Genomic DNA, 24444 nt, shown 5'->3' on the forward strand with positions numbered 1-24444 from the left:
CCCGCTCAGGCGCCGGGGTGGTCGGGATGCGCCAGGAGCCAGACCCAGATCTCGACCGGGTCCTCGGCGGTGACCTGGGCGCCGCAGTGGCAGATGCCGGTGAGGCTGTCGGAGCCCGGCGTCCACTCGACGCGCAGGCGGCCGGTGCTCATCCGGCCGCCTGGCGGCGCAGGATGCGGCGGGCGGCGAGGCCGCCGGTGTCGATGTTGATGGACAGCTCCTGGTAGCCCTCCGGCTCGGCCGCGATGACCTTCTCCAGGATGTTCAGCGCCTCCACGTCCTGCAGGACGACCGTGCGGTTGCTGTCGGCGAGGAACGTCGAGATCTTCTCGTCGCCCGGGGCGAAGTCGCGGGCGACGAGCCAGAAGTCGTGCGTGCCGGTCTCGGTCTCGGGGGTGATGGCGTAGCCGACCTCGACGTGGAACGCCCGCGAGTCGTCTCCGTCCGGGCCGGGCTCCACCCCGGTCGGCGCGATGCGGCTGTGCAGGAGGTACAGGCACGGCGGGTGGTACTCGATGTCCTGCCAGCGGTCGATGCGTCCCTCTATGCCGGTGGACTCGGCGTAGAAGGGCGGGCACTCCACGTCCTTCATGCGCCGGCTGACGTAGACGATGCCGGCGTCCTCGTCGACCTCGGTGTTGATCGGGGTCTGCGCCACCTCGGGCGTGCCGATGTAGCCGGCGTGCAGGTACGTCTCGTGGGACAGGTCGAGAAGGTTGTCCACGAGCAGCTCGTACCGCGCGGCCAGCGGCTCCATCCCGCGGACGGTCGTGTAGTCCGGCGAGCCGAACCACGGCGCGCGCGGGATCGCGGAGGCGTCGCCTTCGCCGTCGCCGATCCACACCCAGACGAACGAGTCCTGCTCCACGACCTGGTAGGCGGGGACGCGGGCGGTGCGGGGGATGCGGGTCTGCCCGGGCACCGCGACGCACGCGCCGTCGGGCGCGTAGGTGAACCCGTGGTAGCCGCAGACGATGCGGTCGCCGTCACGGTTGCTCTCGGAGAGAGGGTAGCGGCGGTGGACGCAGCGGTCGGCGAGTGCGACGGCCTCTCCCGCCTGCGTCCGGTACATGACGAGGGGTTCGCCGCAGATCATGCGGGCGAGCAGACCGTCGCCGACCTCCTCGCCGTAGGCCGCCACGTACCACTGGTTGCGCGCGAAGACCATGGGTCTCTCCTCCTGGGTGGACGAGGGGATGGGACGACCCTCCCCGCGCGGTGGTGGCGGGGGCCACACCGGTTCCGCCCAGCGGAAGGAACGCCCGTCAGCGGGTGTGCAGGGCGGTCTCCGGTCGGCGCAGCGCGCGCGGTGCGCCGAGGGCGCGGGAGATGCCGCGGGCGCTCGCGCGGACGGCCGGGACGAGCGCCCGTGCCTCCCACCCGTCCGCGGGGACGACGATCGCGACGGCGGCGACGACCGTGTCGTCCGGGCCGAAGACCGGCGCGCCGACCGAGAGCGCGAACGTCTCGACCTGGCCGTCGCTGATCGCCACGCCGGTGCGGCGCACCTCGGCGAGGACGCGCCGCAGCTCGGCCCCGGAGGTGATCGTCTTGCCGGTGAAGCGGCGCAGCGGCCCGGCGATGGCGTGCTCCTGCACGTCGGGGTCGGCGTGCGCGAGCATCGCCAGGCCGACGCCCGTCGCGTGCGCGGGCCAGCGCCCGCCGACCCGGGAGAACACGTGCACGGCGTCGCGGGCGGAGATCCGCTCGATGTAGACGACCTCCAGCCCGTCGAGGACGGCGAGGTGGACGTTCTCGTGCGTCGCCTCGTACAGGTCCTCCAGGAACGGCATCGCCGCGTCGCGCAGGACGGGCCCGCGGGGGGCGAGCGCGCCCACCTCCCACAGCCGCAGGCCGATCCGGTAGAGGCCGCCGGCGTCGCGTTCGAGCACGCCCCGGCACGTCAGCTCGCCGACCAGCCGGTGCGCGGTGGACAGCGGGAGGCCCGCGCGCTGCCCGATCTGCGTGATGGTGAGGGCCGGACGCTCGGCGGAGAACGCCTCCAGGATGTCCAGGACGCGGCTGGTGACCGTCGGGCGCCGCTCGTTCCGCGCCGTCATGGCATGCCGTACTCCTCCCGCACCCGCGTCTTGAGGATCTTGCCGGCGGCGTTGCGCGGGATCTCCTCGGCGAGCACCGCCGACTTGGGGATCTTGTAGCGGGCGAGCCGGCCGGTCAGGGAGGCGAGCACCTTCTCCGGGCTCACGTCCGCGCCGGGCCGCGGGACGATGACGGCGCGGCCGACCTCGCCCCACCGCTCGTCCGGGACGCCGATGACCGCGCACTCCAGGACGTCGGGGTCGGCGAGGATCGCGTTCTCGACCTCGGCGGGATACACGTTCTCGCCCCCGGAGATGATGACGTCCTTGATGCGGTCGACGATGAAGGCGTAGCCGTCCTCGTCGAGGCGGGCGGCGTCGCCGCTGCGGAACCAGCCGTCGGTGAACACGGCGGCGGTGGCGTCGGGCTTCCCCCAGTAACCGGTCATGACGTGCGGGCCGCGGACGACGATCTCCCCGGTCTCGCCGGGCGCCACGTCCTCCATGCCGGGGCCGACGACCCGGACGTCGCTGAAGAAGTGCGGCACCCCGGCCGACCCCGCCTTGGACACCGCGTGCTCGGCGTCCAGGAACAGCGTGCCGGGCGCGGCCTCGGTCATCCCGTATCCCTGCAGGAAGGTCAGCCCCCGCTCCTGGTAGGTCTCGATCAGGGACGGCGGCACCGGGGCGCCGCCGCACGTCAGGATACGCAGCGAGGACAGGTCGGCGTCGGCCCAGCCCGGGTCGCGGGCGACCCGCTGGAACATCGTCGGGACGCCGAACATGAACGTGACGCGCCGCTCCTCGATGAGCCGGAGGGTCTCGGCGGGGTCGAACGCGGCGACGAGGACGCACGTCCCGCCCTTGAGCAGCACCGGCAGCGTGAGCATGTTCAGCCCGGCGGTGTGGAAGAGCGGCGCCGACACGAGCGCCACCTCCCCCGCCACCAGGTCATGGTCGATCAGGACGTTGATCGCGTTCCAGGTGATGTTGCCGTGGGTGAGGGTCGCGCCCTTGGGCGACCCGGTCGTCCCCGACGTGTACATGATCATGCAGGGGTCGTCGAGCGCGACCGGGAGGTCGAGCGGGGCGTCGTCCGCGGCGGCGACCAGCTCCTCGTACCGGCCGTCGAGGGCGATGTGCTCCCGGACGGGCGCGCCTTCTCGGATGCCGTCCACCAGATCGGCGTGCGAGGGCGCGTGGACGAGCACCGACGCGCCGCAGTCGGCGAGCTGGTAGGCGATCTCCGGGCCGGCCAGCCGCGTGTTGAGCGGGACGAACACGCCGCCGGCCATGCCGGTCGCGAACAGCGTCTCCAGGAAGGACGGGTGGTTGGGGCCGAGATAGGCGACCCGCTCGCCCGGCCCGACACCGAGGTCGCGCAACGCGTTGGCCAGGCGGGCGACGCGGCCGAGCAGCCCGGCGTAGGTGAGCGTCCGGCCCTCGTGGATCAGGGCGGCCGCCCGCGGGGTCTTGCGGGCGCGGCGGGCCGGCCAGGATCCGAGTCCTTCGTTGCGCATGCGCGTCACCCCTCCATCGGTTTGCCGGCCGTGCGGCGCTCCCACCAGCCGGTGGCCGACGGCACGAGCCCTCTCGGCAGGAACAGCACGACCAGGACGAGCAGCAGCCCGTAGACCGCGTAGGACAGAACGGTCGGCGCGGAGGCGGGCATCCCCTCCCGCGTGCCGATGTCGTTCAGCAGCTGCAGGAGCAGCGTGATCGCGGTGGCGCCGGCGAGCGCGCCCCAGATCGTCCCGGCGCCGCCGACGACGACCATCACGACGTACTCGAACGACAGCAGGACGGGGAACGAGCCCGGGGCGACGTACCCGATGTAGAAGGCGTAGACCCCGCCGGCCAGCCCGGCGAACCCGGCCGACAGGGCGAACACCGCCTGCTTGTAGGCCGCGACCGGCACGCCGGACGAGGCGGCGGCGACCTCGCTGGTCGCCAGCGCCCGCAGCCCCCGGCCGGGCCGGGACGCCACGATGTGGCGGGTGATCAGCACGGCCAGCCCGAGGGCGCCGAGCGCCAGGTAGGCGTAGGAGACCTCACCCGCGAACTCGTACCCGGCGACGCGGAGGCGCGGGATCCCCTGCAGGCCGATGTCGCCGCCCGTCCACTCCTGCCGCCCGACGAGGCTCAGCAGGATCAGCTGGATGGCGAGGGTCGCGAACGCCAGCTGGTGGCCGCGCAGCCGCAGCAGCGGGACGCCGACGAGCGCGGCGGCCGCCGCGGCGGCGAGCGGGGCCAGCAGCAGGCCGAGCCCCGTCGGCAGGCCGTGCGTGGCGGTCAGCGCCGCCGTGTAGCCGCCGATCATGGTGAAGGACGCCTGGCCGAGGGAGACCTGCCCGGCGTACCCCATCAGCATGGACAGGCCGACCACCACGGTCGCGGCCAGCACGAGCAGCACGTACACCGACACCTGCGTCTCGGGGAGCAGCAGCGGGACGAGCAGCGCCGCCACGGCGACGCCGGCCGCGGCGACGGCGCCGGGCGAGGGCCGCCGCCGCGGCGCCGTCCCGGCCGCGGGGCCGGGGGCGCGCGAGGACTTGCGGACGGACACGCTCATCGGGCGGCCTCCTCCTGCAGCGCGGTCCTCCGCGAGGCCCGCACCAGCATGATCGCCAGCATCAGCGCCAGCGCGACGACGGTCTGGTAGGACGCCTCGCCGTAGCCCGCGACCATGGCCTCCGCGACGCCGAGCGTGAGCGCGCCGGCGAGGGCGACGCCCGGCCGGTCCAGCCCGGCGAGCACGGCCGCGGCGAACCCGTTGGTGATCAGCAGGACGTCGCTGTTGTAGGAGATGGGCTGCAGCGGGGTGAGCAGGACGCCGCCGAGGCCGCCGAGCATCCCGCCGAGCGCGAACGCGACCAGGCCCATCCGCAGCGGGTCGATGCCCATGGCCCGCGCCGCGTACGGGTTGGACGCGCACGCGCTGAGCGCCTTGCCGGCGTAGGTGCGCCCGAAGAACACCGCGAGCAGCCCGAACACGGCCGCCGTGACCGCGATGACGAGGAACGACTGCTTCTGGACGTGCGCGCCGAACAGGGTCACGGCGCCGCCGAGCCCGGGGAAGGAGCGCGGGGTGTCGCCCCAGATCATGATCTCCACCGCGTACGCCAGGAAGCCGAGGCCGAGCGTGACGATCAGCGCCGCCTGGGGGGACGTGCCGCGCCGCCCGGTGGCGACGACCCCGACCGCGAGCCCGGTGGCGCCGGCGACGACGACCGCGGCGGCCTCCGCGGCCCCGTGCGGCAGCCCCGCCGACAGCAGCGAGCCCGCCGTCATCCCGCCGACCACGGCGAACATGCCCTGCGCGAAGTTCACGACGCGGGTCACCCGGTGGATCGCGACCAGGCCGCTGGCCAGCAGCGCGAAACCGCAGCCGACCGCGATCCCGGAGATCAGGTACTGCAGGAAGGCGCTCATGCCCGCTCCTCCGTCCCGCCGCCGTCGCGCCCGCCGAGGTAGGCGTCGGCGACCTCCGGCCCGGCGGCCAGCTCGGCGGCCGGCCCCTCGGCGCGGATGCGGCCCGCCTCCAGGACGTACCCGCGTCCGCACAGGTCGAGGGCGAGCCGGGCGTTCTGCTCGATCAGCAGGACGGCGAGGCCGCGCGCGGCGTTCAGCGCGCGCAGGTGCGCGACGAGGTCCGCGGTGACGAGCGGCGCCAGCCCGAGCGACAGCTCGTCCACGACGACCACGTCGGGCTCGGCCATCAGCGCCCGGCCGAACGCGACGATCTGCTGCTCTCCGCCGGACAGCGATCCGGCGCGCCGCTTGCGCAGCTCGGCCAGCCGCGGCAGCACGTCGTACACGGGGCCGGTGTCGCGGGCGCCCTTCGCGCGGCGGCGCCGCCACGCCCCGAGGGCGAGGTTGTCCTCGACGGTCAGGTCGTCGAACATCTGCCGCCCCTCCGGGACGAGCGCCACCCGCCCGCGCAGGTCGACCCGTCCCGCCGCCGGGCGCAGGACCCCGGCGATCGCGTTGACCAGCGAGGTCTTCCCGGCCCCGTTCGGCCCGATCAGCGCGACCAGCTCCCCCGCACCGACGGTCAGCCCGACCCGGTCGAGCGCCGTCGCCGTCCCGTACCGGACGACCAGGTCGCTCACCTCGACCACGGCCGCCCCGCGACCCTCGCTGCGTTCAGTCATGCGGTCACCCTGTGGGGGGCGACCCCCCACACCCCCCGGCAACAGCCGCCGCATGCCCTCACTCCGCTCGCTGCGCTCGCTGCGTTCAGTCATGCGGCGTCCCCTAGATAGGCCGCGACGACGGCGGGGTCGTCGCGGATCTCCTCCGGGGTGCCCTCGGCGATCAGGCGGCCGAGGTCCAGGACGCTGACGCGGTCGGCGAGGCGTGCGACGAAGGCGACGTCGTGCTCGACGAGCATGATGGTGAGCCCTTCGGCCCGCAGGCCCTCGACGAGCCGGGCAAGGGCCTCGCGCTCCCCGGCCCGCAGCCCTGACGCCGGCTCGTCCAGCAGCAGGAGCCGCGGGCGCGCGCACAGGGCGCGCGCCACCTGCAGCGACCGCTGCTGGCCGAGGGGCAGCACGTCCGCCGAGCGGTGCGCCCAGTCGCGCAGGCCGACCCGGTCGAGCGCGGCGAGGGCGTCCGCCCTGATCGCGGCCTCCTCGCGGCGGTGCGCGGGGAGGCGCAGCGTGGCCGACAGGAAGCCGTGCCGGGTGCGCGCGTGCGCGCCGACCATGACGTTCTCCAGCGCGGTCATCCCGTGGAAGAGGCGGGCGCTCTGGAACACGATCGCGATGCCGAGCCGCGCCCGGGCGTGCGGCGGGAGGCGGTCGATGGGCCGCCCGCCGTACCGCACGGTGCCGTGGTCGGGGGCGAGGTGCCCGCTGATGAGGTTGAACAGGGTCGACTTGCCCGCCCCGTTCGGGCCGATCACGCCGCGGGTCTCGCCCTCGGCGACCGTCATGGCGACGTCGCGGACGGCGTACACGCCGCCGAAGGCGCGCGCGACGGACCCGATCTCCAGGAGCGGCGTCATCCGGCGGCCTTCGCGGTCTCGGCGAGCTGCTTCACCGACCATTCCGTGGGGACCAGCTTGCCGTTCTTGACCTGGTTCATGGAGATGTCCGTGGGACGCAGGCCGGAGTGGTCGGTCTTGGAGTAGGTGTACTTGCCGCAGGGCGTGACGAGGCTGAGGCTCTCCAGCGCGTCGCGGATCTTCTCCTTGTCGGTGCCGGCCTTCTCGATCGCGGCCGCCAGGAGCTTGACGCCCGTGTAGCCGTCCATCGCGAACTGCGGCGGCTCGTAGCCGTACTTCTGCTTGAACGGGACGGACATCTCCTCGACGGCCTGCTTGAGCTTGCCGGCCGGCAGGTGGTCGCCCACGACGCCGATGGCCGACTGCACGTACACGCCCTCGGCGGCCTTCCCGACGGGGTCGAGCCAGAGCTTGCTGGCCTGCGAGCCGGTCATGTAGAGCGGGAGCTTCAGGCCGGACGACGGGTACTGCTTGGCGAGCGTCACGCCGGGCGCGCCGCTCGCCCACGCGACGAGCGCCTGCGCGCCGGAATCGCGGACGTGCGTGAACAGCGGGCTGAAGTCGGACGCCGTCGTCTCGTACGTCTCCTCCTTGACGATCTGGACCCCGAACTGCCCCGCGTACTTCTTCATGCCCGCGAAGCCGGCCTTGGCGTAGGCGCTCTTGGTGTCGTAGGCGACCGCGACCCTGGTGATGTCGTGCGCCTGGAAGTACCCGAGCATCGCCCGCGCGTACATGGATGAGATCGCCGGGACGACGAACGTGTACTTGCGGATCGGGTCGACCTGCTCGTCGGCCGGCGACAGCGAGATGTAGGGGATCCGCTCCCGCTCGGCGAGCGGCTCGACCGCGAGGCCGACGTTGGAGAAGGTCGAGCCGAGGATCGCGGTGACCTTCTCCGCCTTGAGCTTGTTGAAATGCAGCACGCCCTGGTCGGGAGCGGTCTTGTCGTCGAGGGTGATCAGCTCGATCTTGCGGCCGTTGATGCCGCCGGCGGTGTTGATCTGTTCGACGGCGAGATCCACGGTCTTCTTCGCCTCGCCGCCGAGCGGCGCGTAGTTGCCGGTCAGCGACTCGATGAAGCCGACCTTGATCGTGGAGCCGCCGCCCGATCCGCCGGAGTCGCCGCACGCGGCGGTGAACCCGGCGGCGAGAACGACGGTGGCCAGAAGCGGGACGAGTTTGCGACGCACTGGGACCTCCCGGGGTGGGCGTGCCCCGAAGTTAGGCGTACTCTTCACGACAGTCAATGTTTTGCCCAACATCGACGTGACGGCGGCGGGGCACCGCAGCGCCGTCGTTACGCTGGCCGGATGACGGGAGCCGCAGTGTGAGTGCTCAGAGCGAGGCCGGGCCGATGCCGTCCGGACGGCCGTCCCCGCGGCTCCGCCCGCAGTCGCTGATGCTGACCTACCTCGGTAACTACGTGCTCGGGCGCGGCGTCGCGGTGTTCTCCGGCAGCTTCATCGACACCTTCGCCCGGCTAGGCGTCGGCGAGCACGCCGTCCGGTCCACGCTGACGCGCATGGTCGGCCGCGGCCTGCTGGAGCGGCACCGCGAGGGCAGGCGCATGCACTTCGGGCTCACCCCGCGGTCCGAGGCCATCCTGCACGACGGCGAGGAGCGCGTCTGGCGGCGCGGCGTGCTCAACACCGACTGGGACGGCAACTGGACCGTCCTCGCGTTCTCCATGCCCGAGTCGTGGCAGCGCGTCCGGCACGACCTGCGGGCCCGGCTCACCTGGGCCGGGTTCGGCTCGCTCGGCAACGGCACGTGGATCGCGCCGTCGCGGGTCGACGTCCGGCCGATCGTCGCGGGCCTCGGCCTGAACGGGCACCTGAAGGTGTTCGCCGGCCCGGCCGAGGAGCCGACCGACGTCCCGCACATGCTGCGCGAGGCCTTCGACCTGGACGGCCTCGCCGCCGGCTACCGGGCCTTCCTGGACCGCTGGGACCGTCCGGACCCGCTCCCCCACGCCCCCGACGATCTCGCCCGCTACCTGTGGATGACGACCGAGTGGCTGCAGCTCGTCCGCGACGACCCGCGGCTGCCCGTCGAGCACCTGCCGGAGGGCTGGCCCGCCGTCCGGGGCCAGCAGGTGCTGCTGGACCTGCGCGACCGCTACGAGGACCGCGCGCGGGCGCTCGCGGACGCGGCCATCGAGTACATCCGGGTGGGCTGACCGCCGCCTCCCGCCCGTCCCGCCGCATGACCTCGGCTCTCGCGGGTAGGTCGCGTGCCTGCGACAACATGCCGACGAGGACGCGAGGTGATCGCATGCCGCCAGGGCCCGGCGGACCATCGGGCGCCGCACCCATCGACCCGCTGCACCTCCGCAGCGGCGCCCGCGGGCCCTGCCTGCTCGTCGAGGCGGAGGGCGAGCTCACCATCCTGACCTCCGACCAGCTGCGCGAGCACGCGCTCGCCGCGATGCGGGACCACGACGGCCCGCCGCTGGTCGTCCTGGACGTCGGCGAGGTCAGCTTCTGCGACTCCTCGGGCCTGAACGCGATGATCATCCTTTGGAAGGCCGCGCACCAGGCCGGCGGCGAGCTCGTGCTGGCGCGGCCGAGGCGCCGGTTCCAGACGATCATCGAGCGCAGCGGCCTGGACCGCCACCTGGTCGCCTACCCGACCACCGACGAGGCCGTCGAGGCGCTCGGCTCGCGCTGACCGCGCGCCCGCGCGGCGCCCGGCGGCTAGAGTCGGCCGGGAGATGACGAGCGACGGCGACGAACTCCTGCGCAACCTCCTCACCGGCGTCCCCGAGAGCGAGCCGCAGACCGACCGCATCCTGGACGCGGCGCTGCGGTCCTTCGAGACCTACGGGCCGCGCCGCACCACCATGGACGACATCGCGCGCGAGTCCGGCCTCGGCCGCGCCACGATCTACCGGCGCTTCCCCACCAAGGGCGACCTCGTCACCGGCGTCCTGCTCCGGGAGGCGCGGCGGTTCTTCGCCGAGCTGGACGAGGCCGTCGCCGCGCTGCCGACCCTGGAGGAGCGCCTGGTCGAGGGGTTCGCGGTGGCGCTGCGGATGGGCCGCGAACAGCGGCTCGTGACCCGGCTGATGGTCGTCGAGCCCGAGCTGATCCTCCCGCACTCCACGGTCAAGGCGGCCCCGCTGCTGGCCGCCGCCCGCGGCTACCTCGCCGCCCGGCTGCGCACGGCGCAGCGCCGCGGCGCCGCCCCGCCGGACGTCGACCCGGAGGTGGTCGCCGAGATCCTCGTGCGGCTCACCCACTCCCTCGTCCTCACGCCCGAGGGGCACATCCCGCTCGACGACGACGGGGCCCGCGACTTCGCCCGCCGCTACCTGCTCCCGATCGTCCGCAACGCCCCGGCCTGACGCGCCGCGCTCTAGGCTGGCCCGATGCGGAGGATCGTGCTGGCATCGGCTTTCCCTGCCGCTGCTTCACCGGCTGCTCCAATAGGTCGGCGTGCCCTTGGCGGAGGTCTGGCCGGCCTCCGGCCCCGACCGCTAGACCGGGCCGGCCTCCGTGCCGGGCTCCCGGCCGTCCTCGCCGCGGGCGGGGAGGGTGATGCGGACGGTGGTGCCCTCGCCGGGCGGGCTCTCCACCTCGACGCGGCCGCGGAGCGCGCGGACGCGGTCGGTGAGGCCGGCCAGGCCGCCGTGCGGCCTCGTGCCGGCACCGCCGACGCCGTCGTCGCGGACCTCGGCGACGATCTCGTCCGCGCCGGGCCGGACGGCGAGCGCGATCGAGTCCGCCCGCGCGTGCTTGACGGCGTTGGTGAGCGCCTCGCAGAGCGCGAAGTAGAGGGTCGACTCGACCGCGGGCGCGAACCGGCCGGCGGGCAGGTCGAGGCGGACCGGCACCGCGGCGCGCGCGGCGACCAGCTCGATCGCCTGCGCGAGGCCCTGGTCCTTCAGGATCGCCGGGTGCACGCCGCGGGCCAGGCCGTCCAGCTCGGCGACCGCCTCCGCCAGCTCCTGGCGGCACGTGCGGGCCTGCTCCCGGGCCCGCGGGTCCGCCGCCGCGTTCTCCAGGCGCGCCAGCAGCTCCTCCAAGCCCCGGAGCCGCTGCTGGGCGCTGTGCTGCAGCTCGGCGGCGAGCCGCTCGCGCTCGGCCGCCTGCACCCGGACCAGCCGCTCCTGCGCGTCGCGGGCCCGTTCGAGGTTGGCCTGCGCCGCGGCCTGCAGCCGGACGGTCTCCAGCGCGCGGCCGCCCGCGACCAGCGCGGCCTCGACGAGCGGCTCGTGGTCGCGCAGCGCGATGGCGACGTCGACGGTGGCGAGCGGCTCGCCTCCGGACGTCCGCACCTCGTGCCGCCAGCGCCCGGGGGCGGCGCCCGGCGCGCCCCGGATGCGGCGGCCCGCCACGTCGACGTAGCCGCCGTCCGCCCACAGCCACAGGTCGAGGGTGTCGTCGCCCAGGACGGCCCGCAGCGCATCACGGACCCTCGCCGTGGAGACCGGGTCGGCGAGCAGGCGGTGCATCCGCTCGGCGACCGTCAGCTCGGCGAGCCGGGCGCGCAGCGCGGTGCCGAGGAACGCCACCGGCATCACGGTCGCGCAGATGCCCTGGACGAGGTAGACGTCCAGCACGTCGTCCAGGCCCACGCCGCTGCCGGCGAGCGTGCCCTGGACGGCCAGCGCGCCGGTGACCCCCAGCGTGAGGGCGATCGCGACCGGGACGGTGAGCGCACGGTCCAGCCGCCCGGTGCGCGGCATCCGGGCCACCAGGATGACCACCAGGACGCCGGCCAGCGCCGCCATCGCGGCCGTCAGCGCCCGCTGGACGCCGTGGAACACCGCCTGGTCGGGGCGGACCGCCGGCCAGGCGGCCGAGGCGGCGAAGCCGTTCCAGCCCGGCCGGGAGACCGCGCACAGCAGCGCCTGGCCGCCGACCATGATCACGACGGCGGCGGCCGTCCAGAGCCGGACGGCGGCGCCCTCCAGCCGGCCGCCCGGGTACATCAGCACGCCGACGCCGATCGCGAGGAAGAACACCGACTGGGCGAACACCGACATGACCGGCAGCACGCCGGCGTTCCAGGCCGCCGACCAGGTGACCGCCCAGGCCGCCGCCGCGAACACGAACACCGCGCCCGTCCGCCGGCCGACCCGCCCGGCGGCCAGCAGCCCGCCCGCGATCGCGAAGCCGCCGCAGCACACCAGCGTCACCGCGGCGGCGGGCGGCTGCGCCCGCCAGTGCGGCCAGCCGCACAGGAGGGCCGCCGCGGCGACCGCCGTACCCGCGGCCAGGGCGCGCCGGACACCTGGGCTGAGCCAGGGCGGCCACCGGGAGACGAGCCTCACGCGGTCCCTTCCGTGTCGTCGTCCCGGGAAACCACCGTCCGGGAGTGGTGTTTTCCCGGATGCGCGCGGGGCGCGGCGCCGGGAACATGGGAGCGTGCCGGACACGGTCCTCGAAACGGGCCGGCGCCGGGCCCGTGGCGCGTCCCGGTGGCGTGCGGGGGCCACCACCGGGCCGCCTGACGCGACCGGACTCGCGCGGTCAGTTTTCCGTACGGCGAGCACGGAGCGCGAGGGGCCGTTACCCGATTGATGCGCGGCCGGTGACGGCCGTCCGGGGGACGGCGCGCGGCCGTCCGGATCCGGTCAGCGGGACTCGGCGGCGCGCAGCCACGTGAGGACCGCGAGCACCCGCTTGTTGTGCTCCTGCGGCCCCGGCGGGCCGCCGGACGAGGCGATCTTGAGCTTGGTGAAGATGGCCCGCACGTGGTCCTCGACCGTGCGGGCCGACAGGTGCAGCCGCTTGCCGATGCCGGCGTTCGAATGGCCCTCCGCCATCAGCGCCAGCACCTCCCGCTCGCGCTCGGACAGCCGGGCCAGCTCGTGCTCGCGGTGCCGCGCCTCGACGAGCCTGGCCACCACGTCGGGGTCGATGACGACCTCGCCCCGGATGACCCGCTCCAGCGCCGAGCGCAGGTTCTCCACGTCGGTGACGTGGTCCTTCAGCAGGTAGCCGACGCCGCGCGGCTCGTCGCGGAACAGCTCCATCGCCGGCGGCGTCTCGTTGTAGGCGGACAGGACGAGGACCCCGAGGCCGGGATGGCGCTCCAGCAGCCGGCGGGCCGCGACGACGCCCTCGTTGGTGAACGTCGGCGGCATGTGCAGGTCGACGATCGCCACGTCGGGCGGGTCGCCGGCGACGCGGGCCAGCAGCTCCTCGCCGGAGCCGGCCGACACCACGACCTCGATGCCTACCGTGGTGAGCAGGGTGACCAGCGCCTGCCGGAAGATACCGCTGTCCTCCGCCACGGCTACTCGCATGGAAGGTCCATCCTTACCGTCATGCCCTCGCCGGGACCGCCCCCGACCTCCACAGTGCCGCGCAGCGCCCGGAGGCGGCCGGACAGACCGGCCGGCCCGGCGCCGGGATCGGCGGACGCGCCGGTGCCGTCGAGTCCCACCTCGGCGACCAGCCGTCCGTCCTCCTCGCCGACCCGCACGAACACCCGGGTCGCACGCGCGCGGTCGACAGCGTACGACAGCGCCTCGCAAAGCGCCGAGTAAAGCGTGGACTCGATCTCCCTGGAGAAGCGGCGGGAGGTGACGTCGAGCTTGACACGCGTGCCGAGGCGCTCGGCGACCACCTCCAGCGCGGGCCCGAGGCCGTCCTGGACGAGCAGCGCCGGCTGCACCTCGCGGGCGAGGGACCGCAGCTCGGCGAGGGCCTCCATCAGCTCGGCGCGGCAGGTCCGGGCGTGCTCCTTCACCGCGGGGTCGTCGGAGACGGCCTCCAGGGTCCCGAGCATCGCGCCGAGCGCCAGGAGCCGCTGCTGGGCGCCGTCGTGCAGGTCGCGGGCGAGGCGCTCGCGCTCGACGGTCTCGGCGCGGACGAGCCGCCGGTAGGCCGACCGGACCTGTTCGAGCCCCGCGTGGACGCTGGCCTGCAGCCGCGCGGTCTCCAGCGCCCGGCCGCCGGCGACGAGCGCGGCCTGCACGAGCGAGCCGTGGTCGCGGAGCGCGCCGCCGAGCTCGACGACGGCGAGCGGATCCCCGGTGGCGCTGCGCACCCGGCGCCGCCAGCGGCCCCCGTCACCGCCGGCGCCGTCCCCGTCCGGTCCCCGCGGGTCCTCGTCCTCGGGGTCGACGTCCACCGGACGCCCGGCGGTGTCGACGTAGGTCTCCTCCATCGGCGCCCAGAACCACAGCTCCAGCGTCGGATCGTGCAGCACGTCCCGCAGGGCGTCGCGGACCCGCTCGACCGACACCGGCGCGGTCAGCCGGAGCATCCGCCCCGCGACCGTCAGCTCGGCGAGGCGGACGCGCAGCCCGGACGCCAGCAGGGTCAGCGGGACCAGGACGACCACCGCGCCCTGCACCACGTAGACGTGCAGCAGGTCGTCCAGCGGGATCGACGCCTCCATGATCGGCTTCTGGGTGAGCGCGGCCGAGATGCCGACGGACGCGATCGCGACGGTCACCGGGAGCGCGAGCAGCCGCCGCATCCTGCTCATCCGCGGCAGCCGCAGGAGCAGCACGATGGCGAACGAGAAGGCGAGGAAGACATAGAGGGCGGCGGAGACCTGGAGAACGGCCTGGAACACCTCCAGGTCGGGGAAGGGCGCGGGCCACCACACCGACTCGCCGCGGAACGCGGCCCACTCGGGCTCGGACGTCACCCACAGCGCGGTCGGGCAGCCCCAGAGGATCAGGCACGCCAGCACCGCCCAGATCCGGTCGACCAGGTACTCCAGCCGTCCGCTCGGATACAGCAGGACGCCGATCATCAGCGCGAGGTAGAAGTTCGCCTGGGCGTACGGGGAGATGACCGGCCAGACGGTCGCGTCCCAGCTCGCGGCCCAGTTGGCCGCCCAGCAGACGGACGCGGCCGTGAAGAGCAGGCCGGTGCGGCGGGTGCGTCCCCCGGTCGCGAGCAGCACGCCCACGACGGCGATCGCGGCGCAGCTCACCAGCGTGATCGCGGCGGCGGCCGGGTGGCCCCGCCAGTACGGCCAGCCCGCGAGCAGCGCCAGCCCCGCCACCGCGAGCCCGGAGCCGAGGGCGCGCCTCGTCTCCGCCCCGAACCACGGCGGCGACCTGCGCCTCCGCGGTGCGGAAATCACCACGACCATCCTCTCCATGCTGGGACCTCGGACCGCGTCCTGCCACCGGAAACCCCCGGGGCGGCGGTCCGTGCTTTCCCGGACGCGGGGCCGCCGCGCCGCTTCCGACGGTGCGGGCGCACCGGAAGTCTTCCCGGTCGGGCGGCCGGCGGCGGCGCCGTTATCCGATCGATGCGGGGCCGTTCCCGGCCATTCCGTCCCGATCATGCGGGACGCCGGCCCCGCAAGATCAGGACCATTCGGGACGCGTCCCCCTTGACGCGGCGCCGGCGCCCGCACCGCGCCTCCCGGAGGGCCTTTCATCATCTGTTGAAAGGAATTGCCAATCACCGGGAAAACCCGGCAGGCCGTCCGGGAGAGCCTGGGTTGCCGGTCCGGCCGCTCAATGCCAGGATCGTTTTCCGCCGGCGATGGGGGATGCGGGAGAAAGGGGCACGGGGGAAATGAGCAACGAGACGGCGTTGCGGGCGGGGGGGCCGGCCCGCGGCGGACCGGACGCAGCGGCGGGCGGCGCGGCGGCGGACACGGCGGGCGGGACGCGGGCGGGGGCCCTGCGTCCGGTGCTCGTCGACGCGTCCGCCCCGGCGCTCCCGGTCGCGGACCGGGCCCTGGTCCGGCCGCGCTACCGCGCCATCCTGGCCGTGGACATCGAGGGCTCGACCACCCGTACCGACCCGGTGAAGGCCGAGCTGCGCCGGACGCTGTACCGGCTGCTGGAGGAGGCCTTCCTGCGAGCCGGAATCGAGGCGCGCTACCGGGAGGAGTATGTCGACCGGGGCGACGGGGCGCTCGTTCTCGTGCACCCTTTCGACGAGGTCCCGAAAACGCTGCTGCTGCACCCGGTCGTGCCGATCCTGTCCGCGCTGCTGGCCGAATACAATTCCAGGATGGCGGCGGAGGCGGACCGCGACCGGCGAATTCGCGTGCGCGTCGTCGTGCACGCCGGAGAGGTGCACAACGACGGCCGCGGCAATTTCGGCGAGGCGCTCGACGTCGCCTTCCGGCTACTGGACTCGCCCGAGGCGAAGAGCGCGCTGCGGCGGGCGGGGACGCCGCTGGTCCTGGTCGTGTCCGAGGACATCTACCACTCCATCGTCCGGCACGGCTACGCGGGGATCCGGGCCGACTCCTACGTCCCGCTCGTCCGGCTGGAGGTCACCGGCCGCAGCCACCAGGGCTGGGTGCACGACGCCACCGGTGCGGTCGCGCCCGCCGCGCGGCGCCCGGTTCGGGCGCGGCTGGGGGTGCGCGGCAGGTACGGCGCACGCGGGCGCGCCCGGCGGCTCCTGCCGTCCTGACCGCGGTCAGCCGCGGCGGCCGACACCGGCCAGGGTGAAGGTGCGCTCGGGGTGCGCGGCGCCCGCGCCCGGCCGGCCCGGCCGCCACAGCGGGGTGAAGGTCAGTCCCGGCTCGACGAGGTCGAAGCTGGAGACGATCTCCTCGATCTCGGCGCGGCGGCGGCCCCAGAAGTGGCCCTTGGTCGGCTTGAACAGCGTGCCGACCTCGCCGCTGGACTCGGGCTGGGGGTCCCGGGTGATGTGCGTGAACACGACGTGGCTCCCCGGCGACAGCGTGTCGTGCAAGCGGGCCACGGCCTCGGCGGCCTCGGCGGTGCTGTCGACGAAGTGCAGGACCCGGTCGAGCACGATCCCGACCGGCCGCCCGAAGTCGATGAGCGCCCGCACGTGCGGGTCGCCGGTGATCGCGTCGGGGTGCTTCGGGTCGCACTGGACGACGGCGGCCCGCTCGATGCCGGCCAGCAGCGCCCGCGCGTGGGCCAGGACGACGGGGTCGCCGTCCGCGAACAGGACCGTGGCGTCCGGCGCCACCTCGGCGACGACCTCGTGGACATTGCCCTGCGCGGGGAGCTTGGAGCCCATGTCGATGAACTGCCGGACGCCCTGGCCCGCGAGGTAGCGGACGGCGCGCCCGATGAAGGCCTGGTTCTCCTGCGCCGCCATCCGCGCCTCGGGGATGACCGCGAGCAGCTGCTCCGCCACCTCGCGGTCGGCGGCGTAGTTGTCCTTGCCTCCGAGCAGGTAGTCGTAGATCCGGGCCGTGTTGGGCGTCTCCAGATCGACGGCGGCGGGCGACCACCTCTCATCTGCCATCGCAACTCCACTCGAATTCCCGGGAAAACGATCGTCTCACGGAACGCCCGGCGCCCTCAGGGAGGCCCTCGGTGAGCCGCCCGCACCGGCATTGACAGGGGCGGTCAGTCGGGCAGCATCGGAACCGACAGGCCCGGGTCGCGTCCGATCAGCACGGCGCGGGTGATGGCAGACGAGCCGAACCGCCCCCGGACGCCGTCGACCGCGCCGTCCACGGCCATGGCCCGGTCGAAGGGCAGCGCGAGCTGGACGGCGCGATCGTCGTGCAGGTTGCCGAGCGACACGCCGATGAGCGTCAGGCCCCGTTCCTCGATCAGCGGCCCGGCCGCGGCGAGCAGGCTCCGCGCCGTGCGCAGGATCATCGGGGTCTCCGCGGTCGCCTGGGCGAGCGTGTGCGCGCGCGTCGCCCGGCCGTAGTCGCCGAACCGCAGGCGGAGCGTCACCGTCCGGCACACGCGCCGGGCCTTGCGCAGCCGCCCGCCCAGCCGGTCGACGATGCCGACCAGCATCGCGTCCAGCTCCTCCGGTGACCGCCGACGGCGGCCGAGCGCCCGTTGCGAGCCCATCGACCGCCTCCGCGTTCCGGTGCGCACCGGGCGCGGGTCGCGGTTGAGCGCCAGGGCGCGCAGGTGGCGCCCCGCTCCCGGGCCGAGCAGCGACACGAGCGCGGCCTCCGGCATGGCGGCGACGTCCCCGACCGTGGTGACGCCGAACCGGGCGAGCTTGCGGGCGGTGGCCGGCCCGACGCCCCAGAGCCGCCGCACCGCAAGCGGGTGCAGGAAGTCCAGCTCGCCGTCCGGCGGCACCACCAGCAGCCCGTCGGGCTTGGCGACGCCGCTGGCGACCTTGGCGAGGAACTTGGTGCGGGCGACCCCGACCGTGATCGGCAGCCCGACCTCCTCGGCGATCTCCCGCCGCAGCCGCTCCGCGATGTCGGGGGGCGGCCGGCGCAACCCGTCCACGTCGAGGAACGCCTCGTCGATGGACAGCCCCTCCACCAGCGGTGTCGTGGCCCGGAAGACGGCGAACACCGCCTTGCTCGCCTCGCTGTAGGCGCTCATCCGCGGCGGGACGACCACCGCGCGCGGGCACAACCGCCGCGCCTGCCCGCCGCTCATCGCCGTCCGCACCCCGAAGGCCTTGGCCTCGTAGCTGGCCGCGAGCACGACCCCCGCCCCCACGATCACGGGCCGCCCCCGGAGCCCGGGGTCGTCCCGCTGCTCGACCGACGCGTAGAACGCGTCCAGGTCGGCATGCAGGATCGAAGCACCACCGGACACGAACATATGTTCGCATGCCATGCCGGGGACATGCGAGGGGGCCCGCGGCGGGGGTCGGCTCGCCGCGGGCCCCCGGGGTGGGTCACTCGTCGAAGAGGCGGCCGTAGTCGGCCATGGCCAGGGCTATGTCCGCCTGGGCCCAGAAGCGGTGGTAGGTGAACACGGGCACGGTCGAGCTGTCGCCATTGGCGTAGGCCATGACGCGCTGGTAGTCGGGGTCGTTCTTGTAGAAGGAGCGGATGGACATGAACGTCGAGCTGGAGTTGATGGGGTCGCCGTTGGGCATCGTTCCGCTCCAGCCGGACGGGATGTAGACCGGGTCGATCACGCGCCGGTAGTCGGCCTTGCTCTCCTCGACGGAGACGCCCTTCGCGTCGGTGTGCTTCCAGAGGGCGTCGAGGAGGTCCTTGGCGGCCTGCTTGGCGTCGGCGTCACCGGACCTGGCGGCGTAGTACGTCAGGGTCTTGGCGTACGCGGCGGCCACGCCGACGTCGCTGGTGTAGTCCTTCACCGAGACGTGCAGGCCGTCGTTCGCGGGCGGCATGCCGGTGGACGACGACCAGTTCGCGTCCGGTTGCCCGGTCCACGTCAGCGTCGACGGGATCTGGATGGATCCCGTGGACGGGTCGACCGTCGTCTCGGACAGCGCCCAGGAGACCCACGTGTCGAGGATCGCCTTGGCATTCGTGTCACCGCTGACCTGGTAGTACTCGGCGACCCGCTCCATCGACCACGCCTGGAACCCGAACCACTGGTTGCTCGGCGGGTCGTGGTAGACGGGCTGCCAGTCGTAGGCCATGCCGAAGAACTCGGTGAGGCCGGTGGGCGGGGTGCTGTAGCTGCCGTCCCAGCTGTTGGTGACGCCTCCGGCGATACCGCCCTCGGCGGACTGCAGCCACTTGTAGAGCTGGAGCTGCCGGGTCAGGCTCTTCTCCCAGTCGGCCTTGGCCGTCGCGCCCTTGGGGGCGAGCGCGGGGTCGTTCACCAGCGCGTACGCGGCGAGCGGGTTCTGGTAGCCGAAGTGCGAGGCGCCGTCGCCGATGCGCCAGGCCCAGCCGGCGTTGGAGTCCGTGGCGCCGCCCCAGGCGTAGTACCAGGACAGCAGGTAGTGCTCGCTGTCCTTGCCCGTCCCGGCGGGGCAGGACGAGGCCGGATGGCAGTCGCCGATCTTCTTGAAGTACTTGTCGAAGAACGCGTACCGCAGGTAGTCGCCCATCTTGCCGGCCTTGGCCACGGTGGCCGAGACGTCGCCGCCCTTGCCCTGCTCCTTGGCCCAGACGTTCGCCCAGTACGCGGCCTGGATGGCGCGGGCGTCGGCGTCGGGCGCGTTGGTGAACTTCCATTGCTCGGCGTAGGAGGTGTCCTTGATGAACAGGTCCAGATAGCCGTTGGGGCCGCCGAACGCGAACCGATCGCACGTCGGCTGCGGGACGGTCTCGAAGACCGACTCCTGCGAGCCGCGCTGGTAGGTGTTGATGTAGGAGGGGCCATCGGCGCCGGGCCCTTCCTCGCAGCCGCCTCCGGGGGTGTTGCCGTAGCCGTACACGTTGTCCACGTCCTGGAGCCAGTGCATGCCGTAGACGTCGTCGGTCCCGTACGCGGACTTCAGCTCGCTCGCGATCGGGTCCTGGCCCACCGGGACGCTGCCGTCGATCTGCGACGGGTAGTCGCTCGGCAGCGGGTGCTCGGCGGCGTAGGTGGCGGGTTTGGACGGCTGGTAGAAGGAGCCCGTCGGCTGGTCCGCGTGCGTGGGGATCATGTACTTCTCCATCAGCGCCCAGGAGGCGTTGAAGGGGGCCCAGTCCTGCGTGACCTTGCCGTACATGGCCTCCAGCCAGATGAGGTAGCTGTAGGCCTCCGACGTCGTCTCATGGCCGTGGTCGGGGGCCTCGACCATGAACGTCTCCACCGAGTGGTAGGGGATGCCCTCGGGGCTGAAGTAGCCGTTCGCCGGGTCCTTGATCTTGTTGTACTGGTCGAGGAACCGCTGCGTGTAGCCGTCGGCGGAGACGGCCACCTGGGTCGCGGTGACCTCGGCCGCCGCGTAGCCGGGCGCCGAGGAGGTGAAGGTCGCCTGGCCCGTCCCCGAGTCGTCCGCGGTGAGGGTCACGTTCTGCGCGGTGGACCAGTTCTGCGGCGTGAAGGTGAGCGTCCCGCCGCCGGTCACGGACAGGCCGCTGTTGCCCGCGGTGCGGGTCGTCGTCACCGTCACGTCCGAGGACGGCGCCTCCGACAGCCTGACCGCGTACGTCGCCGTGGCGCCCTGCGCGACGGTCAGCGCGGCCGGGCTCGCCACCACGCTCGCCTCGGCGGTGACGGTGACGCCGACCGGCGCGGACTCGGCCGTCGCGCCCGTGCTGTCGGTCACCTTGGCGTAGATCGAGTAGTCCCCCGCCCGCGACGGGGTCCAGGTCAGGCCGTAGGGGCTGGTCGTGTCGGCATCACCGAGCGGACCGTCCTGGCTGTAGAACTCGACCTTCGACACCGAGGCGCCGGATCCGGCCGCCGCGGTCGCCGCCAGCGGAACCGGGGCGCCGACCGAGTACGTCGCCCCGGCGGAGGGGCTCGTCAGAGCCACCGTCGGCGCGGACGAGCTCTGGTTGCACGGTGTGCCGTTGAGGCTGAACGCGGTGGGGTCGGTGTTGGTCCCGCTGTAGGTGAACTGCGCGCCGACGTTCACGGAGGCGCCGGAGGCGAGCGTCCCGTTCCAACCCTCGTTCTCGACCGTGACCTGCTGCCCTGACTGGGACCACTTGCCCGACCAGCCGCTGGCGAGCGTCTGGTTCCCCGAATAGGAGTAGGTCAGCTTCCAGCCGTCCAGCGCGTCGCCCTGATTCGTGATGTCGATGCTCGCGGTGAATCCGCCGCCCCAGTCGTTCTTCTTGTAGACGACCTTGCACGCCGCCGACGCGGCGTGCGCCGGGGCCATGAGGCCGAGGCCTCCGCAGAGCAGGGTCAGCGTCGCGCCCACGGCCGTGAGGGAGCGCCATCGATGACGTCTTCGCACCGTTCTTCCTTCCTTTAGGGCCCGTTCTCCGGGCATGGCGGGCTCCACCGCCGGCGGAGCCCGGCGATGGTGGTGTTCGCAGGGAGTGCGGGACGGGGCCCGCGTCAGCCCGGGGCCGTCAGCCGGACTCCCGGATGATCAGCTTGGTGCGCAGCACGACGCCGCGCTCGGTGCTGGGGCGGCCGCCGGTGCAGGCGCGCAGCTCGCGCGCCAGCCGGGCGCCGAGATCCTCCGCCGGCTGCCGGACGGTCGTCAGCCGGGGCCGCACCTGCCGGGCGACCGGGGCGTCGTCGAACCCGACGACCGCGACGTCGTCGGGGACCCGGCGGCCCGCCCGGCGCAGCGCGCCGAGGGCGCCGACCGCCATCTGGTCGGACGCGGCGAGGACGGCGTCGACGTCGGGGCGGCGTTCCAGTAGCCGGCGCATGGCCCGCTCGCCGGACAGCCGGCCGAAATCGCCCTGGCAGACGAGCCCGTTGACGCCCATCCCGGCCTCCCGGGCCGCGAGCCGGTACCCGGCGAGCCGGTCGACGGCGGCGCCCATGTCGGCGGGGCCGGCGATCGTGCCGATGCGGCGGCGCCCGGACGCCAGCAGGTGCCGGACGGCGGCGTGCGCGCCGCCGCGGTTGTCGACGTCGACGTAGGGCAGCGCCACCTCGTCGAGGGGGCGCCCCGCGAGCACCACGGGGGCGCCGGCCGCGGCCTGGACGAGCGGGGCGACCTGGTCGCGGCGGGCGCCGACGAGCAGCACGCCCGCGGCGCGTCCGCCGCGCAGGTAGCCGGTGGTGGCCCGCCACTCCTCCGCCCGGCCGGCCATGAGCACGACGAGCGGCGCGCGGCCGTCCAGCTCCCGCCGCACGCCCCACAGCAGGCGCGCGAAGAACGCGTCGCCGAGGACGCGGCAGCCGTCCTCGCAGACGACGGCGGCGATCGTGCCGGAGGACTCCCGGTCGGGGGAGCCGGTGCGGCGGCGGACGTAGCCGAGCTGCTCGACGGCCTCCTCGACCTGGAGGCGGGCGGCCCTGCTGACGCGGGCGGAGCCGTTCAGGACGCGGGACGCGGTGGCGGGGGACACGCCGGCGAGCTGCGCGACGTGCGCGAGGGTCGGCGGCCGGTCCGGGAGGGCGGGGTCGTGCGGGGGGTGGGTGATGGTCACGCTTTCGGCACTCCCTTCGGGGGTTCCCGGCCGTGCGCGGGGGCGGGACCGGGTCGGGAGTAGTGGGAGCGCTCCCAAGAATCCGTTCGGACGCCGATCGTGTCAAGGGCCGCGACGCGATCGAATTCGCCCGGCGACTCCCGCCCCTCACCGCGCGCGCGAGGCGGCGTGAAACATCGTGAAAGGAATGGAACAAGGCTTCCAAACCGCGCCCGAAGCGTTCTACGTTCACCGCAGTCCAGGAGTGGGAGCGCTCCCAAATCAACGGACACGATGTGAAAGCGGAGATCACATGAGATCGCTTTCCCCGCGCACCGCCGCGGCGGCCGCCCTGACCGGCGCGATCTGCGCCGCGGGCTCGCTCGCCGCGGGGACCGGGTCCGCGCTCGGCGCGCTCGGGCCCCGCGCCGAGGCCGGCTGCCAGGTGGACTACGCGACCGCCGACTGGGGCACCGGCTTCACCGCCACCGTGACGATCACCAACCGCGGACCGGGGGTGGACGGCTGGACCCTCACCTACTCCTACACCGGGGACCAGCGACTCGCGAACGGCTGGAACGGCAGGTGGTCGCAGTCGGGCACGACCGTCACGGTCGCCGGCGAGAGCTGGAACGCCCAGCTCGCCGCCGGCGCCTCGGTCCAGGCCGGCGCGCAGTTCACCTACAGCGGCACCAACGCGCCCCCCGCCGCCTTCACCTTGAACGGGACGCGCTGCGACACGGGCGGCGACCCGACCGACCCGCCGACCACTCCCCCGCCCGACGGCCCGGCACCGGAGCTGGAGGTGTCGGGCAACAGGTTCGTCGACTCCGGCGGGAACACGGTGCGGCTTCTTGGCGTGAACCGCTCCGGCGGCGAATTCGCCTGCGTCCAGGGCAACGGAATATGGGACGGGCCGATGGACGCGTCATCGGTCGCCGCCATAAAGAGCTGGAACGTCAACGCCGTCCGGGTGCCGCTCAACTCCGACTGCTGGCTGGGCTTGGACAACGTCGACCCGGCCTACGGGGGAACCGCTTACCGGAATGCCGTCAAGAATTACGTCACGCTGCTCGAAGAGAACGGCATCACGCCCATCCTCGAACTGCACTGGAGTCATGGGACGTGGACCGGCTACGACAGCCACTGCGAGACGGCGAACGCCGAATGCCAGAAGCCCATGCCGGACGCCGAGCACGCGCCGGAGTTCTGGCGGCAGGTCGCCACCGCGTACAAGGCCGACACGGCCGTCGTGCTCGACCTGTTCAACGAGCCGTACCCGAACAACCTCCAGGTCATGGACTACGGGCAGTCGTGGGCGTGCTGGCGTGACGGCGGCCCGGCCTGCCCGGGCCTGACCTACGAGGCGGCCGGGATGCAGGACCTCCTGGACGCGGTGCGGTCCACCGGCGCCCGGAACGTCGTCCTGGTGGCGGGCAACAGCTACTCCAACGACCTCGGCCAGTGGCTCGCGCAGAAGCCGTCCGACCCGACAGGGAACCTCGCCGCCGCGTGGCACTCCTACAACTTCAACTACTGCAAGGACGCGTCCTGCTGGGACCAGCAGCTCGCGCCCGTCGCCGCGCAGGTCCCGCTCGTCGCCGGGGAGATCGGCGAGAACACCTGCGGCCACTCCTACGTCGACACGCTGATGGCCTGGCTCGACGCGCGGGGCGCGTCCTACCTCGGATGGACGTGGAACACGTGGGACTGCTCCAGCGGCCCCTCCCTCATCAGCTCCTACGACGGCACGCCGACCGCGTACGGCGCGGGCCTGCGCGACCACCTGCTGGCCCTCCCCTGACC

General features: G+C 73.7%; 21 protein-coding genes. 5 read left to right on the top strand and 16 right to left on the bottom strand.

The features are described 5' to 3' along the window. Positions 1 to 5: 5 nt before the first annotated feature. The 9 genes from ABGB11_RS10145 to ABGB11_RS10185 form a co-directional block, all read right to left on the bottom strand. On the bottom strand, positions 6 to 152 hold the full coding sequence (locus tag ABGB11_RS10145) for a hypothetical protein (RefSeq protein WP_347631180.1): 147 nt from the start codon (positions 150 to 152) through the stop codon (positions 6 to 8). Continuing rightward, complete coding sequence (locus ABGB11_RS10150) at positions 149 to 1168, bottom strand: aromatic ring-hydroxylating dioxygenase subunit alpha (protein ID WP_347631182.1); 1020 nt, start codon at positions 1166 to 1168, stop codon at positions 149 to 151. Before ABGB11_RS10150 ends, ABGB11_RS10145 begins: the two co-directional genes overlap by 4 nt. 97 nt (positions 1169 to 1265) lie before the next feature. Then, positions 1266 to 2060 carry an IclR family transcriptional regulator gene (locus ABGB11_RS10155; RefSeq protein ID WP_347631184.1) on the bottom strand — a complete coding sequence of 265 codons (795 nt, stop codon included), beginning with the start codon at positions 2058 to 2060 and terminating at the stop codon, positions 1266 to 1268. Further along, entirely contained in the window at positions 2057 to 3559 is a 1503-nt protein-coding gene (locus tag ABGB11_RS10160) for a long-chain fatty acid--CoA ligase (protein WP_347631186.1), read from the bottom strand. Before ABGB11_RS10160 ends, ABGB11_RS10155 begins: the two co-directional genes overlap by 4 nt. 5 nt (positions 3560 to 3564) lie before the next feature. After that, positions 3565 to 4611, bottom strand: coding sequence for a branched-chain amino acid ABC transporter permease (locus ABGB11_RS10165; protein WP_347631188.1), 1047 nt, complete (start codon positions 4609 to 4611; stop codon positions 3565 to 3567). Beyond that, the gene (locus ABGB11_RS10170) at positions 4608 to 5471 is read right to left on the bottom strand and encodes a branched-chain amino acid ABC transporter permease (RefSeq protein WP_347631190.1); all 864 of its coding nucleotides are present in this window, start codon (positions 5469 to 5471) and stop codon (positions 4608 to 4610) included. Before ABGB11_RS10170 ends, ABGB11_RS10165 begins: the two co-directional genes overlap by 4 nt. Then, on the bottom strand, positions 5468 to 6193 hold the full coding sequence (locus tag ABGB11_RS10175; protein WP_347631192.1) for an ABC transporter ATP-binding protein: 726 nt from the start codon (positions 6191 to 6193) through the stop codon (positions 5468 to 5470). The genes ABGB11_RS10170 and ABGB11_RS10175 overlap by 4 nt, the downstream gene beginning before the upstream one ends. Positions 6194 to 6282: 89 nt before the next feature. After that, on the bottom strand, positions 6283 to 7047 hold the full coding sequence (locus ABGB11_RS10180; protein WP_347631194.1) for an ABC transporter ATP-binding protein: 765 nt from the start codon (positions 7045 to 7047) through the stop codon (positions 6283 to 6285). Next, positions 7044 to 8240 carry an ABC transporter substrate-binding protein gene (locus ABGB11_RS10185; RefSeq protein ID WP_347631196.1) on the bottom strand — a complete coding sequence of 399 codons (1197 nt, stop codon included), beginning with the start codon at positions 8238 to 8240 and terminating at the stop codon, positions 7044 to 7046. The genes ABGB11_RS10180 and ABGB11_RS10185 overlap by 4 nt, the downstream gene beginning before the upstream one ends. A 137-nt stretch (positions 8241 to 8377) precedes the next feature. On the opposite strand from ABGB11_RS10185, the gene ABGB11_RS10190 reads away from it, so the two are divergent. From ABGB11_RS10190 to ABGB11_RS10200, 3 genes are all read left to right on the top strand, one after another. After that, a complete protein-coding gene (locus ABGB11_RS10190) occupies positions 8378 to 9229 on the top strand; it encodes a PaaX family transcriptional regulator C-terminal domain-containing protein (RefSeq protein WP_347631198.1) in 852 nt (283 codons plus the stop codon). Between the two features lie 95 nt (positions 9230 to 9324). After that, positions 9325 to 9720: an STAS domain-containing protein gene (locus ABGB11_RS10195; RefSeq protein ID WP_347631200.1), complete on the top strand. Its 396-nt coding sequence runs from the start codon at positions 9325 to 9327 to the stop codon at positions 9718 to 9720. A gap of 43 nt (positions 9721 to 9763) precedes the next feature. Next, positions 9764 to 10396, top strand: a complete 633-nt coding sequence (locus ABGB11_RS10200) for a TetR/AcrR family transcriptional regulator (protein WP_347631202.1) — start codon at positions 9764 to 9766, stop codon at positions 10394 to 10396. Between the two features lie 132 nt (positions 10397 to 10528). On the opposite strand, the gene ABGB11_RS10205 is transcribed toward ABGB11_RS10200, so the two are convergent. The 3 genes from ABGB11_RS10205 to ABGB11_RS10215 form a co-directional block, all read right to left on the bottom strand. Then, positions 10529 to 12328: a sensor histidine kinase gene (locus ABGB11_RS10205; protein WP_347631204.1), complete on the bottom strand. Its 1800-nt coding sequence runs from the start codon at positions 12326 to 12328 to the stop codon at positions 10529 to 10531. 303 nt (positions 12329 to 12631) lie between these two features. Next, positions 12632 to 13306 carry a response regulator transcription factor gene (locus ABGB11_RS10210; RefSeq protein WP_347631206.1) on the bottom strand — a complete coding sequence of 225 codons (675 nt, stop codon included), beginning with the start codon at positions 13304 to 13306 and terminating at the stop codon, positions 12632 to 12634. Further along, entirely contained in the window at positions 13297 to 15114 is a 1818-nt protein-coding gene (locus ABGB11_RS10215; protein ID WP_347631208.1) for a histidine kinase, read from the bottom strand. Before ABGB11_RS10215 ends, ABGB11_RS10210 begins: the two co-directional genes overlap by 10 nt. A gap of 434 nt (positions 15115 to 15548) precedes the next feature. On the opposite strand from ABGB11_RS10215, the gene ABGB11_RS10220 reads away from it, so the two are divergent. After that, positions 15549 to 16403: a hypothetical protein gene (locus tag ABGB11_RS10220; protein WP_347631210.1), complete on the top strand. Its 855-nt coding sequence runs from the start codon at positions 15549 to 15551 to the stop codon at positions 16401 to 16403. Positions 16404 to 16409: 6 nt separating this feature from the next. Here the strand turns inward: ABGB11_RS10220 and ABGB11_RS10225 are convergent, their stop codons facing one another. From ABGB11_RS10225 to ABGB11_RS10240, 4 genes are all read right to left on the bottom strand, one after another. Continuing rightward, positions 16410 to 17216 carry an SAM-dependent methyltransferase gene (locus tag ABGB11_RS10225; protein ID WP_347631212.1) on the bottom strand — a complete coding sequence of 269 codons (807 nt, stop codon included), beginning with the start codon at positions 17214 to 17216 and terminating at the stop codon, positions 16410 to 16412. A 104-nt stretch (positions 17217 to 17320) separates the two neighbouring features. After that, on the bottom strand, positions 17321 to 18496 hold the full coding sequence (gene dinB / locus ABGB11_RS10230) for a DNA polymerase IV (protein ID WP_347631214.1): 1176 nt from the start codon (positions 18494 to 18496) through the stop codon (positions 17321 to 17323). An 82-nt stretch (positions 18497 to 18578) separates the two neighbouring features. Then, complete coding sequence (locus tag ABGB11_RS10235; RefSeq protein WP_347631216.1) at positions 18579 to 21503, bottom strand: glycoside hydrolase family 48 protein; 2925 nt, start codon at positions 21501 to 21503, stop codon at positions 18579 to 18581. Between the two features lie 118 nt (positions 21504 to 21621). Continuing rightward, positions 21622 to 22659 (bottom strand): LacI family DNA-binding transcriptional regulator, encoded by a 1038-nt coding sequence (locus ABGB11_RS10240; protein ID WP_347631218.1) that lies wholly within the window; start codon positions 22657 to 22659, stop codon positions 21622 to 21624. Positions 22660 to 22951: 292 nt separating this feature from the next. Between ABGB11_RS10240 and ABGB11_RS10245 the strand changes: the two genes are divergently transcribed. Further along, positions 22952 to 24442 (top strand): cellulase family glycosylhydrolase, encoded by a 1491-nt coding sequence (locus ABGB11_RS10245; protein WP_347631220.1) that lies wholly within the window; start codon positions 22952 to 22954, stop codon positions 24440 to 24442. Positions 24443 to 24444: the final 2 nt, after the last annotated feature.

This window comes from Actinomadura sp. B10D3, from assembly GCF_039871695.1.
Lineage (GTDB): Bacteria > Actinomycetota > Actinomycetes > Streptosporangiales > Streptosporangiaceae > Spirillospora > Spirillospora madurae.